Annotated in this window: 16 protein-coding genes; 4 read left to right on the top strand and 12 right to left on the bottom strand. The window is 61.9% G+C overall.

The features are described from left to right. Positions 1-36: 36 nt before the first annotated feature. From AB4O23_RS11645 to recR, 3 genes are all read left to right on the top strand, one after another. Positions 37-375 (top strand): YbaB/EbfC family nucleoid-associated protein, encoded by a 339-nt coding sequence (locus AB4O23_RS11645; protein ID WP_017527493.1) that lies wholly within the window; start codon positions 37-39, stop codon positions 373-375. A gap of 154 nt (positions 376-529) precedes the next feature. Then, the gene (locus tag AB4O23_RS11650) at positions 530-1,564 is read left to right on the top strand and encodes an NADP-dependent oxidoreductase (protein WP_116079346.1); all 1,035 of its coding nucleotides are present in this window, start codon (positions 530-532) and stop codon (positions 1,562-1,564) included. A gap of 66 nt (positions 1,565-1,630) precedes the next feature. Continuing rightward, positions 1,631-2,233: a recombination mediator RecR gene (recR, locus tag AB4O23_RS11655; protein ID WP_017527495.1), complete on the top strand. Its 603-nt coding sequence runs from the start codon at positions 1,631-1,633 to the stop codon at positions 2,231-2,233. 171 nt (positions 2,234-2,404) lie between these two features. Here the strand turns inward: recR and AB4O23_RS11660 are convergent, their stop codons facing one another. Then, positions 2,405-2,953: an adenine phosphoribosyltransferase gene (locus tag AB4O23_RS11660; protein WP_017527496.1), complete on the bottom strand. Its 549-nt coding sequence runs from the start codon at positions 2,951-2,953 to the stop codon at positions 2,405-2,407. Positions 2,954-3,032: 79 nt separating this feature from the next. Next, a complete protein-coding gene (fnr, locus tag AB4O23_RS11665) occupies positions 3,033-3,767 on the bottom strand; it encodes a fumarate/nitrate reduction transcriptional regulator Fnr (RefSeq protein ID WP_017527497.1) in 735 nt (244 codons plus the stop codon). 154 nt (positions 3,768-3,921) lie between these two features. On the opposite strand from fnr, the gene AB4O23_RS11670 reads away from it, so the two are divergent. After that, a complete protein-coding gene (locus AB4O23_RS11670; protein WP_026067235.1) occupies positions 3,922-4,386 on the top strand; it encodes a hypothetical protein in 465 nt (154 codons plus the stop codon). A gap of 6 nt (positions 4,387-4,392) precedes the next feature. Here AB4O23_RS11670 and hemN read toward each other — a convergent pair whose 3' ends face one another. From hemN to ccoN, 10 genes are all read right to left on the bottom strand, one after another. Next, entirely contained in the window at positions 4,393-5,775 is a 1,383-nt protein-coding gene (hemN, locus tag AB4O23_RS11675) for an oxygen-independent coproporphyrinogen III oxidase (protein WP_460150489.1), read from the bottom strand. A 102-nt stretch (positions 5,776-5,877) separates the two neighbouring features. Further along, a complete protein-coding gene (locus tag AB4O23_RS11680) occupies positions 5,878-6,561 on the bottom strand; it encodes a sulfite exporter TauE/SafE family protein (protein ID WP_017527500.1) in 684 nt (227 codons plus the stop codon). Beyond that, positions 6,554-6,772: a cbb3-type cytochrome oxidase assembly protein CcoS gene (ccoS, locus tag AB4O23_RS11685; RefSeq protein WP_017527501.1), complete on the bottom strand. Its 219-nt coding sequence runs from the start codon at positions 6,770-6,772 to the stop codon at positions 6,554-6,556. The genes AB4O23_RS11680 and ccoS overlap by 8 nt, the downstream gene beginning before the upstream one ends. A 22-nt stretch (positions 6,773-6,794) precedes the next feature. Continuing rightward, on the bottom strand, positions 6,795-9,245 hold the full coding sequence (locus AB4O23_RS11690; protein ID WP_017527502.1) for a heavy metal translocating P-type ATPase: 2,451 nt from the start codon (positions 9,243-9,245) through the stop codon (positions 6,795-6,797). A gap of 113 nt (positions 9,246-9,358) precedes the next feature. Beyond that, positions 9,359-9,898 (bottom strand): FixH family protein, encoded by a 540-nt coding sequence (locus AB4O23_RS11695; protein ID WP_017527503.1) that lies wholly within the window; start codon positions 9,896-9,898, stop codon positions 9,359-9,361. A 15-nt stretch (positions 9,899-9,913) separates the two neighbouring features. Further along, a complete protein-coding gene (gene ccoG, locus AB4O23_RS11700; RefSeq protein WP_135196186.1) occupies positions 9,914-11,329 on the bottom strand; it encodes a cytochrome c oxidase accessory protein CcoG in 1,416 nt (471 codons plus the stop codon). A 290-nt stretch (positions 11,330-11,619) separates the two neighbouring features. Then, a complete protein-coding gene (ccoP, locus tag AB4O23_RS11705; RefSeq protein ID WP_460084947.1) occupies positions 11,620-12,597 on the bottom strand; it encodes a cytochrome-c oxidase, cbb3-type subunit III in 978 nt (325 codons plus the stop codon). Continuing rightward, positions 12,594-12,779: a CcoQ/FixQ family Cbb3-type cytochrome c oxidase assembly chaperone gene (locus AB4O23_RS11710; protein WP_003175465.1), complete on the bottom strand. Its 186-nt coding sequence runs from the start codon at positions 12,777-12,779 to the stop codon at positions 12,594-12,596. The genes ccoP and AB4O23_RS11710 overlap by 4 nt, the downstream gene beginning before the upstream one ends. Positions 12,780-12,785: 6 nt before the next feature. Then, positions 12,786-13,394, bottom strand: a complete 609-nt coding sequence (gene ccoO / locus AB4O23_RS11715) for a cytochrome-c oxidase, cbb3-type subunit II (protein WP_003193167.1) — start codon at positions 13,392-13,394, stop codon at positions 12,786-12,788. After that, on the bottom strand, positions 13,394-14,836 hold the full coding sequence (gene ccoN, locus AB4O23_RS11720) for a cytochrome-c oxidase, cbb3-type subunit I (RefSeq protein ID WP_065878162.1): 1,443 nt from the start codon (positions 14,834-14,836) through the stop codon (positions 13,394-13,396). The genes ccoO and ccoN overlap by 1 nt, the downstream gene beginning before the upstream one ends. Positions 14,837-15,178 lie beyond the last annotated feature (342 nt).

Below are 15,178 nucleotides of genomic sequence, written 5' to 3' on the forward strand. Positions count from 1 at the left end.
CTATTAACTGATCCACGAACGTTTGAGGTGATTCCCATGATGAAAGGTGGCATGGCCGGCCTGATGAAGCAGGCGCAGCAGATGCAGGAAAAAATGGCCAAGATGCAGGAAGAACTGGCCAACGCCGAAGTCACCGGTAAAGCCGGTGGCGATATGGTCAGCGTGGTGATGACCGGTCGTCACGACATCAAGCGCGTGAGCATCGACCCAAGCCTGCTCGAAGGCGTCAGCGATGACGACCGTGAAGTGCTGGAAGACTTGTTCGCCGCCGCCGTCAACGACGCCGTGCGCAAGATCGAAGCCAACAGCCAGGACAAAATGTCCGGTGTGACCGCTGGCATGCAGCTGCCACCGGGCATGAAGCTGCCGTTCTGATCGGCAGTCTGCGCTAAGCTCCAATGCCAGGCCTCGTGCCTGGCATTTTTTTTGTCTGCCGGTGATCGCTCCAGCAGGTGGGAACGATCTGAACCCCAACCACCTGATGATGGTCTGCACCCTGTACCGATGAATTCGATAAAGGAGCCCCTTCATGCCTCAAGAACCGACACTCAACCAGCGCATCGTCCTGGTCTCGCGCCCTCACGGCGCGCCCACCCCGGAAAACTTCCGCCTGGAGCGCGTGAGCCTGCCGGAGTTGGCGGACGGCCAGGTACTGCTCAAAACGCTGTACCTGTCCCTCGATCCCTACATGCGTGGGCGTATGAGCGATGCCCCGTCCTACGCCGCACCGGTGGAAATCGACGAGGTAATGACCGGGGGCGCTGTCAGCCGTATCGAACAGTCGCGTCATCCTGAATTCGAGGTGGGCGACCTGGTGGTCGGCGCCACCGGCTGGCAGAGCCACAGTATTTCCGACGGCCGCAACCTGATGCCGGTGCCCAAAGGCCTGCCCAGTCCGTCAATGGCCCTGGGTGTGCTGGGCATGCCTGGCATGACTGCCTACATGGGCCTGATGGACATCGGTCAACCCAAGGCCGGCGAAACCCTGGTGGTCGCCGCGGCATCCGGCGCGGTGGGCTCAGTGGTGGGCCAGGTGGCCAAGCTCAAGGGCTTGCGTGTGGTCGGCGTCGCGGGCGGCGCCGACAAGTGCCGTTATGTGGTGGATGAGCTTGGCTTTGATGCCTGTATCGACCACAAGAGCGCGGAGTTTGCCGATGAGTTGGCCCAAGCCTGCTTCAACGGTGTGGACATCTACTTCGAGAACGTCGGTGGCAAAGTATTCGACGCCATAGTGCCCTTGCTCAACTCCAAGGCTCGCATTCCCCTGTGCGGGCTCATCGCCGGCTACAACGCCCATGAGGCGCCCAGCGGGCCTGATCGCTTGCCGGCCTTGCAACGTACCCTGTTGACCAAGCGTGTGCGGATCCAGGGCTTTATCGTATTCGACGACTACGGCGACCGTCAGCCCGAGTTCCTCAGCGCCATGGCGCCTTGGGTACGCGACGCTAAGATCAAGTTCCGCGAAGACGTGGTCGAGGGCCTGGAGCGCGCGCCCGAAGCCTTTATCGGTTTGCTCGAGGGGCGCAACTTCGGCAAGTTGGTGGTGCGCGTCGCCCAGGATTGAGGATTTGACGCTAATCCGGGGCGCGGGTATAAACCGCGTCTCGTTGTTTTGTCGGACCATTGCCCCATGAGCTTCAGCCCCCTGATTCGCCAACTGATCGACGCCCTGCGCACGTTGCCCGGCGTCGGCCAGAAAACCGCCCAGCGCATGGCGCTGCAACTACTGGAGCGCGATCGCAGCGGCGGTTCCCGGTTGGCCCAGGCCCTGAGCCAGGCCATGGAAGGTGTGGGCCACTGCCGCCAGTGCCGCACCCTCACCGAAGAAGAACTCTGCCCGCAATGCGCCGACCCGCGCCGCGACGACACGCTGTTGTGCGTGGTGGAAGGGCCGATGGACGTGTACGCGGTGGAGCAGACCGGTTATCGCGGGCGCTACTTTGTGCTCAAGGGCCATCTGTCACCCCTGGACGGCCTGGGCCCGGAGGCTATCGGCATTCCGCAACTGGTGGCGCGGATCGAAGAGCAGGGCACCTTTACCGAAGTGATCCTGGCCACCAACCCGACCGTGGAAGGTGAAGCCACTGCGCATTACATCGCCCAACTGCTGAGCAACAAAGGCCTGATCACGTCGCGCATCGCCCATGGCGTGCCGTTGGGCGGAGAGTTGGAGTTGGTGGACGGCGGCACCCTGGCGCACTCGTTCGCCGGTCGCAAGCCGATCGCGCTCTAGCGGACACTGCAGGGCTAAAAATGTGGGAGGGGGCTTGCTCCCGATAGCAGTGGGTCAGTCAATGAATGTGTTAACTGATACACCGCCATCGGGAGCAAGCCCCCTCCCACAATGGTTTTGCAGTGTTAGTGAGATATATGTTGTCCGCGATGTCCTCAGCCCGGCCACTCGTTAACGTTCAGTCAACGCAAACTGCGTCAGGCAAAAAGTCGGAATCCCCATATCTTCCAAGCGCTGCGAGCCGCCCAGTTCCGGCAGGTCAATAATCGCCGCCGCTTCAAAGACCTTGGCGCCCATGCGCCGCACCAGGTTCGCCGCTGCGATCAAGGTTCCGCCGGTGGCGATCAGGTCATCGAAGATCAGCACCGAGTCACCTTCGCACAGGCTGTCGGCGTGCACTTCCAGGAAGGCTTCGCCGTACTCGGTCTGGTAACCCTCGGCCAGCACATCGGCCGGCAGCTTGCCCTGCTTGCGGAACAGAATCAGCGGCTTGTTCAGTTGGTAGGCGATGATCGACCCGATCAGGAAACCACGCGCATCCATGGCGCCGATATGGCTGAAATCGGCTTCGACATAACGGTGGGCAAAGGTGTCGGCCACCAGGCGCAGGGCCTTGGGCGATTGGAACAACGGCGTGATGTCACGGAAGATCACCCCAGGCTTGGGGAAGTCGATGACAGGGCGGATCAGGGATTTGATGTCGAACGAATCGAAGGTCATCGTCGAAGAGTCCTGGGAGGAAAACGGACTCGGAGTATACCTGCGGCCTCGCTGCTTGGCGCGGCCGCAGATGTCTGGCTCAGCCTTCCAGAGAGCCGCCGGCCAGCGCGCACAGCTGGATCGGATCGAGGATGTGCACTTCCTTGCCTTCGGCGGCCAGCAGTTCGTTCTGCTGGAAACGGGTAAATACGCGGGACACGGTTTCCACCGCGAGGCCCAGGTAGTTGCCGATTTCGTTGCGCGACATGCTCAGGCGGAACTGGTTGGCCGAGAAGCCACGGGCACGGAAGCGCGCCGATAGGTTGACCAGGAAGGTGGCAATGCGCTCATCGGCGGTTTTCTTCGACAGCAACAACATCATTTGCTGGTCGTCACGAATTTCGCGGCTCATCACGCGCATCAACTGGCGGCGCAGTTGTGGCAGTTGCAGGGCCAGTTCGTCGAGGCGTTCGAAGGGAATTTCGCATACCGATGTGGTCTCCAGCGCCTGGGCCGACACCGGGTGAATCTCGGTGTCCATGCCCGACAGCCCGACCAGCTCGCTGGGCAGGTGAAAACCGGTGATCTGTTCTTCGCCGCTGTCGCTGAGGCTGAAGGTTTTCAAGGCGCCCGAACGTACTGCATAGACGGAATCGAATTTGTCGCCCTGGCGAAACAGAAACTCGCCTTTTTTCAGCGGGCGACCACGTTTTACGATGTCGTCCAGCGCGTCCATGTCTTCCAGATTCAATGAAAGTGGCAAGCAGAGCGGGGCCAGGCTGCAATCCTTGCAGTGGGCCTGGCCGTGAGCGCGCAGTTTGGCTGGCTCGGACATTTCTTAAATCCTTGTGGGAAAACACACATAAGACGTAAGGGTAACGCACAGTGAGGGGGTGAGGCCAGCCTGTACAAAAAAACGCGGTCGGTATAAAGATCCGCAAAAAACGGCCGATAGTCTGCTATCGACTCTTCATTCACGGGCTAAATTGATGCTTTCTTTCAATACTAATCTCGCAGCCAGCGTCAGCATCCCAGCGGCTCAGGCCACTAAAGACGACGCTGTGAAAGAGAAGGATGACGTGACGGGTGTGGCGGAAGTAGCCAAGCCTGGCGTTTCGGTAACGATTTCCGGTGCCGCAATGAAAGCCGCGGCGGCGCAGAAAACCTCCAACAACGATATTGATGACAGTGGCCTGGCAGACAACGTCAAGCAACTGCTGAAGATGATTCGCGACATCAAAAAGCAGATCGCCGAGAAACAAGCCGAAATGGCGGCCGTGATGGCCGACAAGAACCTCAGCCCTGAACAGGCCAGGGCCAGGCTCGCCGGCCTGCAATCGGCCTTGAGCGGCTTGCAGGCCGGCTTGACCAGTGCTCAGGCATCCTTGGCCAAGGCGATGAAGGATATGAGCGCCGGCGATGCGATCAAGGCCTCCGGCCTGGCGATGAAATAGCCGCGCTTAGATCACCCGCGAAAACCGCTGCCGGTTCTGGTGTTCCAGGTACGTATCGAACACCATGCACACCGACCGCACCAGCAAGCGCCCGGCAGGCAATACGCGAATGCCCTGGGCGTCGAGCTCGATCAGGCCGTCGGTGGCCATGGTCTCCAGTTGCGGCCAGATCTCGTCGAAGTACCCGCGAAAATCAATGTTGAAGGCCTGTTCGATGCGTTCGAATGCCAGGCTGAAATTACAGATCAACTGCTGAATCACCTCCCGCCGCAACCGATCGTCCGTGGTGCAGACCAAGCCACGGCTGGTGGCCAGTTGCGCGCCGGTCAAGGTGTTCTGGTAGCCGTTGAGGTCGCTGCTGTTCTGGCAGTACAGGTCGCCGATCTGGCTGATTGCCGACACGCCGAGCCCGATCAGGTCGCAGTGACCGTGAGTGGTATAGCCCTGGAAGTTGCGTTGCAGGGTGCCTTCTTCCTGGGCGATGGCCAATTCGTCATCGGGCAGGGCGAAATGGTCCATGCCGATGTAACGATAGCCGGCCAGGGTCAGTTGCTCGATGGTGGTGTGCAGCATCAGCAGTTTTTCGGCGGGCGACGGCAGGTCGTCGGTGTTGATGCGCCGCTGGGGCATGAAACGCTCCGGCAGATGCGCGTAGTTGAACACCGACAGGCGGTCCGGTTGCAGCTTGATCACTTCTTCCACGGTGCGCGCGAAGTTGATCGGCGTTTGCTTGGGCAGGCCGTAGATCAAGTCGATGTTGATCGAGCGAAATTGCAGGGTGCGCGCCGCGTCGATCACCGCGCGGGTTTCCTCCAGGCTTTGCAGGCGATTGACCGCCCGTTGTACCTCGGGGTCGAGGTCTTGCAGGCCCACGCTGATACGGTTGAAACCCAGCTCGCGCAGCAGGCCCATGGTGGCCCAGTCGGCTTCGCGCGGGTCGATCTCGATGCCGTAGTCGCCGGAATCATCCTCAAGCAAATTGAAGTGCTGGCGCAGGCAGGCCATGACCTGGCGCAATTCGTCGTGGCTGAGAAAGGTGGGGGTGCCGCCGCCGAAATGCAGCTGTTCAACCGGCTGTTTCGGGTCGAGGTGGCAGGCCACCAGTTGAATCTCCTGCTCAAGGCGTTGCAGGTAGGCGTGGGCGCGACCACGGTCCTTGGTGATCACCTTGTTGCAGGCGCAGTAGTAGCAGATGTTCGCGCAGAACGGCACATGCACATACAGCGACAATGGTCGCACGGCCTTGCGGCTTTCGCGCAGGGCATGGAGCAGGTCGAAGGTGCCGACCTGGCTGTCGAATTGTACGGCGGTGGGGTAGGACGTGTAGCGCGGTCCTGCCAGGTCGTAGCGATGAATCAGATCGGTATCCCAACGAATGGCGTCGAGCATGCGGGCGTCCCCCGGATAGGCTAGTGGGCCGAGTCTAGGGGCTGTGCGGGGCAGGCACCTTGATTTGCATCAACAGGGAGCGGCGCTATGCCACATGGCCCTTTAGTGGCCCATTAGCCAGTGCTGATGCGGCCCCGGCAAGGTCCATATGCCAAACACCATCACCAGCAAGCCACCGGCCATACGCACACTGCGTTTACGCAAGAGTGCGGTCACGCGTTCGGCCGCGAGCCCTGTCGCCAGCAACACCGGCCAGGTGCCCAGGCCGAACGCCAGCATCAGCAGTGCACTGTTCAGCGCATTGCCCTGGCTCGCGGCCCACAGCAGGGTGCTGTAGACCAACCCGCACGGCAACCAGCCCCACAGCGCACCCAGCAGCAAGGCGCGGGGCAGGCTCGACACCGGCAGCAAACGGTTGGCGACGGGCTGGATATGCCGCCACAGGCCGCGCCCGAGGCTTTCGATGCGGGTCAGCCCGCTCCACCAACCGGCCAGGTACAGGCCCATGCAAATCAGCAACAGGCCGGCCAGCACGCGCATGAACATCGCCGCCGGGCTATTGGCCACGGCCCAGCCGGCCAGGCCGATCAACAGCCCGGCGGTGGCATAACTGAAGATGCGCCCCAGGTTGTACGCCAGCAGCAGGCGAAACCTGCGGCGTCGTTGCTCCTTGGGAATGGCCAGGGTCAGCGCGCCCATCAGCCCGCCGCACATGCCCAGGCAATGGCCGCCGCCCAGCAAGCCCAGGATCAGCGCGGAGACCAGCAAGGGGGCCAATTCAAGCATGGGGCGGGTCTTGGGGCTTGGGCGGTTGTTCGGCGCTATTGGCTTCGTCGACGGCGGCCAGGTGGTTAGGGTCCTGGTCATCGAACAGCACGCTGTGGGCCGGGCCGTCGAGGTCGTCGTACTGGCCGCTGTCCACGGCCCAGAAAAAGATGTAAATGGCGATCGCCACGATCAGCAGCGCCGCTGGAATCATCACGTATAAAGCTGGCATCTGCACTCCATGCCCGCGCGGCTCACGCCGGCAGCGGGCGGGTGATTGAGGGGGCGCCGCCTGCTGGCGCGCTCGGCAGGCGAGTCAGGCGCAGGGCGTTGAGCACCACGGTCAATGAACTGATGGACATGCCGACCGCCGCCCAGATGGGGGTGATCCAGCCGAGGGCGGCGAACGGCAGCATCAGGCCATTGTATAGACCCGCCCACAGCAGGTTTTCAAGAATCACTCGTCGGGTGCGCCGCGCCAGGCTGAAGGCCTGCACCAGGGCGTCGAGGCGGTTGGACAGCAGCACCGCGTCGGCGCTGGTCTTGGCCAGGTCGGTGGCCGAGCCCATGGCCACGCTGATATCGGCGGCGGCGAGTACCGGTACGTCATTGACGCCGTCGCCGAGCATCAGCACCTTGCGGCCTTCCTTGTGCAGTTGTTGCAGCACCTGCAACTTGTCATCGGGGCGCAGGCCACCGTGGGCCTCGTCGATACCCAGCTCAAGGGCGACGCTGGCGACCATCGGCGAGCTGTCCCCCGACAGCAGCAGCGTGCGCCAACCGCGCGCCTTGCACGCGGCGAGCAGGGCGGGGGCGTCGCTGCGCAGGCGGTCGTCCAGCACGAACCAGGCGAGGGCACCGTCGCGGTCGCCCAGCAGCAGCCATTGCCCGGCGTCGTCCGGTGAAGCAGGGGCCGGGCAACCACTGAGTTCACACACAAAACCCGGCTGGCCGATGCGCAATAAGCGCCCGCCCACACAACCCTCCAGGCCCAGGCCCGGGGAGCTGAGTACCTCATCGGCGGCCAGCGGCGCGCGGCCAAAGGCTCGGGCAATCGGGTGTTCCGAGCGGTTTTCCAGGGCGGCCGCAAGGCTCAGGCAGCGGTCGCTGCTCAGTTCGCCCAACGGCCGAATCGCCCGCAGTGCCAAGCGGCCCTCGGTGAGGGTGCCGGTCTTGTCGAAAATCACCGTGTCGATCTGGTTCAGGCCTTCCAGCACATGACCGCGAGTCAGCAGCAGCCCGAGTTTATGCAGGGTCCCGGTGGCGGCGGTGAGGGCCGTCGGCGTGGCCAGGGACAAGGCGCACGGGCAAGTCGCGACCAGCATGGCCAGTACGATCCAGAATGCTCGCGATGCATCCAGTTCCCACCACAGCAGGCCGATCAGCGCGGCGGCGATCAGCGAACACAGCAAGAACCACTGCGCGGCGCGGTCGGCGATTTGCGCCAGGCGCGGCTTCTCGGCCTGGGCCCGTTCCAGCAGGCGCACGATGGCCGAGAGGCGCGTTTCGTGGCCCAGGGCGCGCACTTGGACGGTCAACGGGCCCTCGACATTCAGGGTGCCGGCCGTGACCGCATCACCGACCTGACGCGGTTGCGGCAGGTACTCGCCAGTGAGCAGCGATTCATCGATGCTGGACTGGCCGTCGAGGATTACACCATCCGCCGGCAGCACCGCGCCCGGATGCACCAGTACACGGTCGCCCAGGGCCAGTTCGCTCAACAGGATGCGCTCGCTCTGGCCATCGGCCTGCACGCGCAGGCACGAGGCGGGCAACAGGTTGACCAACTGCGCAGTGGCCGCCGCCGTGCGCTCGCGGGCACGCCGTTCCAGGTAGCGCCCCGCCAGCAGGAACAGCGCAAACATGCCCACCGCATCGAAGTAGAGTTCGCCGACACCGGTGATCGCGGTCCAGATTCCCGCCAGATAAGCCCCGCCAATGGCCAGGGAGACCGACACGTCCATGGTCAGGTGGCGCGTGCGCAAGTCGCGCATGGCGCCCTTGAAGAACGGCGCGCAGCTGTAGAACACGATGGGCGTGGTCAGAAACATCGCAACCCAACGCAAGATGACGTGCAGTTCCGGGCTCAGGTCGATATTGAATTCGGGCCAGGTGGCCATGGTCGCCATCATCGCCTGGAACCAGAGCAGCCCGGCCACTCCGAGTTGACGCAGGGCCAGGCGGTTTTCGCCGGCCAGTTGCTCGGCGGCGCGGTCGGCTTGATACGGGTGAGCGGCGTAGCCGATATGGCGCAGTTCACTGAGCACCTGGCTCAGTGGCAGTTGCCCGTCGGCCCAACGCACTTGCAGGCGATGGTTGGACAGGTTCAGCCGCGCCTCGGCCACGGCGGGCAGGCTGCGCAGGTGTTTTTCGATCAACCAGCCACAGGCGGCGCAGCTGATGCCTTCCATCAGCAGGGTGGTTTCAGCCAGTTCGCCCTGGTGGCGCACGAACGGTTTTTGCACGTCGGCGCGGTCGTACAGCGCCAGTTCGTCCACCAGTTGCACCGGCAGCGTTTCGGGGTTGGCCGAGGCTTCGCTGCGGTGCTGGTAATAGCTTTCCAGGCCGCCGGCGACGATGGCTTCGGCGACTGCCTGGCAGCCCGGGCAGCAGAGCTCACGGCGCTCGCCGAGGATATCGGCGGTGAACCGGCTGCCCGGCGGAACGGGCAGGGCGCAGTGGTAGCAGGGAGTTGGGCTGGTCATTGGTTTGGATCTTGGTTGGCTGGGAGGGCCTCATCGGGGGCAAGCCCCCTCTTACAGGGGAACGCATTCCAACTGTGGAGGGGGCTTGCCCCGGATGCGCGAAGCGCGGGCTTTTACTTCTTGAGGTCTTCGGCCCCTTGCAGCGGCTCGTCGCCCAGCAGCAAGTCCTTGTCGTGGCTGACCTCTTCTTCTTCGAACAGGCGCCAGGTCTTGTCGCCTTCCACCCCCAGCAGTTCCACGAAGCGGCGGCCTTCGACCTTGTCGGTGACCTGGCCGATGTAGCGGCCGGGTTCGCTGTCGCTGCGGGCCAGGTTGATCTTGCGATCCTTCTCCGGCTGGGTCGGGGAAATCAGATTGAGTTCCAGGGTGGTCGGGTTGCTGTAGCCGGTGAGGTTCAGCTCGACTTCACCGGTCAGTTCATCCAGATGCAGCTTGGCGCGCAATTGCAGGGTCTGGCCCAGGCGTTCGCGGTCCAGGGAACGGTTGATGCCCTTGCCAGCCTCGTAGTAATTGTCGTTGACCAGGTTGTCCGGGTTGTTCACCGCGATGGTTACCATGGACAAGGTCAAGGTCACCGAGCAGGCGAGGATTCCAATGATGATCCAGGGCCAGAGGTGCTTGTACCAAGGGCTTGCGGCAGTGGTTGCGGGCATTCTCGTGTTCCCTGTTTAACGAACTTGTGGGCCGATGAACCGGCTCTTGGCTTCAATACGGACGCTGGTGTCATCGGCATCCTTGAGGATGAAGGTCACCTCGTTGGTACTCGACGGCAGTTGTTCCGGCGCGCTCGACAGCTCCACCGGCATGCTCACGATATCCCCGGCGGCCACTTTGATTTCGCGTCGGCCTTGCAGCTTGAGGTCCGGCAGGCCGGCGGCGTCGAGCACGTAGGTGTGGTCGCGCTGGTCTTTGTTCATGATCTTCAGGCTGTAGACGTTTTCGATACGGCCTTCGGCGTTTTCGCGGTACAGCACGCGGTCTTTGCTCACGTCGAAACCCACCAGTGAACGCATGAAAAACGCGGCGGCCAACAGGCTCATCATCGCCAGCAGCACCAGGGCGTAACCGATCAGGCGTGGGCGCAATTTGTGGGTCTTTTGCCCCGACAGGTTGTGTTCGGTGGTGTAGCTGATCAGGCCGCGCGGGTAGTCCATCTTGTCCATGATGTTGTCGCAGGCGTCGATGCACGCGGCGCAACCGATGCACTCGATCTGCAGGCCGTCGCGGATGTCGATCCCGGTGGGGCACACCTGTACGCACATCGTGCAATCGATGCAGTCGCCCAGGCCCTGGGCCTGGTAGTCGCTACCTTTTTTACGCGGGCCGCGCAGTTCGCCACGGCGCGGGTCGTAGGACACGATCAGGGTGTCTTTGTCGAACATCACGCTCTGGAAACGGGCGTATGGGCACATGTAGATGCACACCTGTTCGCGCAGCCAGCCGGCGTTGCCGTAGGTGGCGAGGGTGAAGAAACCCACCCAGAAATACGACCAGCCGTCGGCCTGGCCGGTGAAGAAGTCGAACACCAGTTCGCGGATCGGCGAGAAGTAGCCGACAAAGGTCATGCCGGTGACAAAACCGATCAATAGCCACAGGGTGTGCTTGCTGAATTTGCGCAGGAACTTGTTGGCGCCCATCGGCGCCTTGTCCAGCTTGATGCGCTGGTTGCGGTCGCCTTCGGTGACTTTTTCGCACCACATGAAGATCCATGTCCACACGCTTTGCGGGCAGGTATAGCCGCACCACACGCGGCCGGCGTAGACCGTGATAAAGAACAGGCCAAACGCCGCCACGATCAGGATGCCCGACAGCAGAATGAAGTCCTGAGGCCAGAAGGTCGCGCCGAAAATGAAGAACTTACGCTCCGGCAGGTTCCACCATACGGCCTGGTGGCCACCCCAGTTCAGCCACACCGTGCCGAAGTAGAGCAGGAACAGCCCGGCACCGCCGAGCATGCGCAGGTTGCGGAACAGGCCGGTGAACGCGCGGGTGTAGATCTTCTCGCGCGCGGCGTAGAGATCGACCGTTTTAGTGTCGGTTTTGGCAGGCGGGGTAACGTCATGTACCGGTATCTGGTCTCTCATCATTGCATCCCACGGCGGTGGAGATTTGCCTCGGTCAGTACGTGCCGGCCGCGGTCAAATTAAGGGTCTTGCAGTGGCTTAATGATACGCCCCCGATGGTACGCCAAGGGTGCGACCTTTGGTCGCGTTGGGGGAAATCAATTGATGGTGTACGTGATCTGGATCAATTGACTTGGGAAGTATGGACGGTTTTGGCGGGGCAAGCCTTCAAAACACCAAGGATCCAATGTGAGAGGGGGCTTGCTCCCTCCCACATTTGTCTTTCTGTATTTCTTAAGTAATGGTCAGCCTTACTGGCCCTCAGCCTTCTTGTCCCCATGGGACAAGCTGTACACATACGCCGCCAACAAATGCACTTTGTCGTTGCCTTGCAGTTGCTCCTGCGCCGGCATCTGGCCCTGGCGGCCATAACGGATGGTCTGTTGCAGTTGGGCGAAGCTTGAGCCGTAGATGAACGCACCGGGGTGGGTCAGGTCGGGCGCGCCCATGGCGGGGGTGCCTTTACCGGCCGGGCCGTGACAGGCCACGCAGTTGGCGGCGAAGAGTTTTTCGCCGTTGGCCACGTCAGCCTTGGCGCCTTCCGGCAAGGTGCGACCGTCGAGCTTGGTCACCACAAAGCCCGCTACGTCGGCCACGCCTTGCTCGCCGATGACTGCGGCCCAGCCCGGCATCACCGCGTGGCGGCCTTTCATGATGGTTTCCTTGATGGTGTTCGCCTCGCCACCCCAGCGCCAATCGGCGTCGGTCAGGTTGGGGAAACCGTAGGCACCCTTGGCGTCGGAACCGTGGCACACCGAGCAGTTGGAGGCGAAAAGGCGGCCGCCCATCTTCAAGGCTTGCGGGTCCTTGGCCACCTCTTCAATGGGCATCGACGCGAATTTGGCGAAGATCGGCCCGAACTTGGCGTCCGACCTGGCCATTTCCTTTTCCCACTCGTGGACGCCGGTCCAGCCGGTCTGGCCATTGGCGAAGGGCGTTTGTTTTTCAGTGTCGAGGTAGTTGTAGCCCGGCAGCAGGCCTTTCCAGTTGCCCAGGTCGGGGTAGAGCACCAGGTAACCGAGGGCAAACACGATGGTGCCAACGAACAGCATGAACCACCACTTGGGCAGTGGGTTGTCGTACTCCTCGATGCCGTCGAACGAGTGGCCGACGGTTTCGTCGGTTTGTTCGGCGCGCTGGCCCTTGCGGGTCGACAGCAGCAGCCAGGTCAGGGCGAAGATGGTGCCCAGGCTGAGGACTGTGACGTACAGACTCCAGAACGTAGTCATTCTTTGTTACTCCTAGAAGCTTGCTCGACGTGCTTGATGGCTTCGGGGTCATCCGCAAAGGGCAGCAAGGTCGCGTCTTCAAACTCCGACTTGCGCTTGGGGCTGAACACCCACAACGCCAGACCGATAAAAGCCACCATCACGACAACGGTGCCCAGGCCACGAATCATCCCGATATCCATGAAGAATCACCGTTTGCTTTTGATGATGGTGCCCAGGCCCTGCAGGTAGGCCACCAGTGCGTCCATTTCGGTCTTGCCCTTCACGGCTGCGGCTGCACCGGCGATATCTTCGTCGGTGTAGGGCACGCCCAGGGTGCGCAAGACTTCCATCTTCTTCGCGGTGTCCTTGCCGTCGAGCTTGTTTTCCACGAGGAACGGGTACGCCGGCATTTTCGACTCGGGCACAACGTTGCGCGGGTTGTACAAGTGCGCACGCTGCCAGTCATCGGAGTAACGCCCGCCCACACGGGCCAGGTCCGGGCCGGTACGCTTGGAACCCCACAGGAACGGGTGGTCCCATACGCTTTCACCGGCCACCGAATAGTGGCCATAGCGTTCGGTTTCGGCACGGAACGGCCGGATCATCTGCGAGTGGCAGCCGACACAACCGTTGGCGATGTAGACGTCGCGGCCTTCCAGTTCAAGGGCGGTGCGTGGCTTCATGCCTTCGACCGGCTTGTTGGTGACATCCTGGAAAAACAGCGGAACGATCTGGGTCAGGCCGCCGATGCTCACGGCGATGACCATGAAGAAGGCCAGCAGGCCGATATTCTTCTCGACTACTTCATGCTTCATCAGTGGGCTCCCACAACGGCGATCTTGGCGGCGGCTTCGGCTTGTGCAGGGTCCGAGGCACGCACGGTGCGCCAGACGTTGTAGGCCATGAACAGCATGCCGGCGGCAAAGAACGCACCGCCCAGGGCACGGACAATGTAGCCAGGGTGGCTGGCTTGCAGCGCTTCGACGAAGGAGTAGGTGAGGGTGCCGTCATCGTTGATCGCACGCCACATCAGGCCTTGGGTGATGCCGTTGACCCACATCGAGGCGATGTAGAGCACGGTACCGATGGTCGCCAGCCAGAAGTGCGTGTTGATCAGCCCGACGCTGTGCATCTGCGCGCGGCCGAACAGCTTGGGAATCATGTGGTACAGCGCGCCGATGGAGATCATTGCCACCCAACCGAGGGCACCGGCGTGTACGTGGCCGATGGTCCAGTCGGTGTAGTGGGACAGCGAGTTGACGGTCTTGATCGCCATCATCGGCCCTTCGAAGGTCGACATGCCGTAGAACGCCAGGGACACCACGAGAAAGCGCAGGATCGGGTCGGTGCGCAATTTATGCCAGGCGCCCGACAGGGTCATCATGCCGTTGATCATGCCGCCCCAGCTCGGGGCCAGCAGGATGATCGACATCGCCATGCCCAGGGACTGCGCCCAGTCCGGCAGGGCGGTGTAGTGCAAATGGTGCGGACCGGCCCAGATGTACAGGGTGATCAGTGCCCAGAAGTGCACGATGGACAGGCGATACGAGTAAATGGGACGTTCGGCCTGTTTGGGCACGAAGTAGTACATCATCCCCAGGAAACCGGTGGTGAGGAAGAACCCCACGGCGTTGTGGCCGTACCACCACTGGATCATCGCGTCCGTCGCGCCGGCGTAGGCCGAGTAGGACTTGAACAGGCTGACCGGCAACGACGCGTGGTTGACGATGTGCAGCATCGCCGTGACCACGATGAAGGCACCGTAGAACCAGTTGCCTACGTAGATATGTTTGGTCTTGCGCTTGACGATGGTGCCGAAGAACACCGCACCGTAGGTCACCCAGACAATGGCCAGCAAAATGGCGATCGGCCATTCCAGCTCGGCGTATTCCTTGGTGGTGGTGTAGCCCAGCGGCAGGCTGACGATGGCGCCAATGATGACCGCTTGCCAACCCCAGAAGGTAAAGGCGGCGAGGCCGTCGGAGATCAGCCGCGTTTGACAGGTGCGCTGCACGACATAGTAAGAGGTGGCAAACAGCGCGCATCCGCCGAAAGCGAAAATCACCAGGTTGGTGTGCAGTGGGCGCAGACGGCCGAAGGTCGTCCAGGGCAAGTCGAAATTCAATTCCGGCCAGACCAGTTGCGAGGCGATGAACACCCCGAGCCCCATGCCAAGGATCCCCCAGACCACCGTCATGATGGCGAACTGGCGGACTACCTTATAGTTATAAGCAGTCGGACTGATTGCTGTGCTCATTCTAAGGTTCCACGGTTTAGGTTTTTTTATAGGTAAAATCGGCCGCAAGTATGGAGAAAGCGAGGGGCCATTGCAACGCAACGGCTGACCTGGATCAATGCGTTCCACGCCAGATTCTGCGCCCTTTCCATGTTTGGCGTAAGGACAAATCCGAAATGGAAAGCTGATCAAGTGGACAGGAAAATTGCGGGGTCACAACGGGTGTCGTTGGGCGTACCGCAATCGCTGCGCTTGAAAGCAAGCGTAGACCCGAATGGCAGGAGGGGAAAGGTGTGCTTTGGAAGGGTGCGACACTTGGTCGCGCCAAAAGATGCCGCACGGTAGCGAGCGAACAAAAAACCT

The sequence above is a fragment of the Pseudomonas sp. H2_A10 genome (assembly GCF_054680085.1).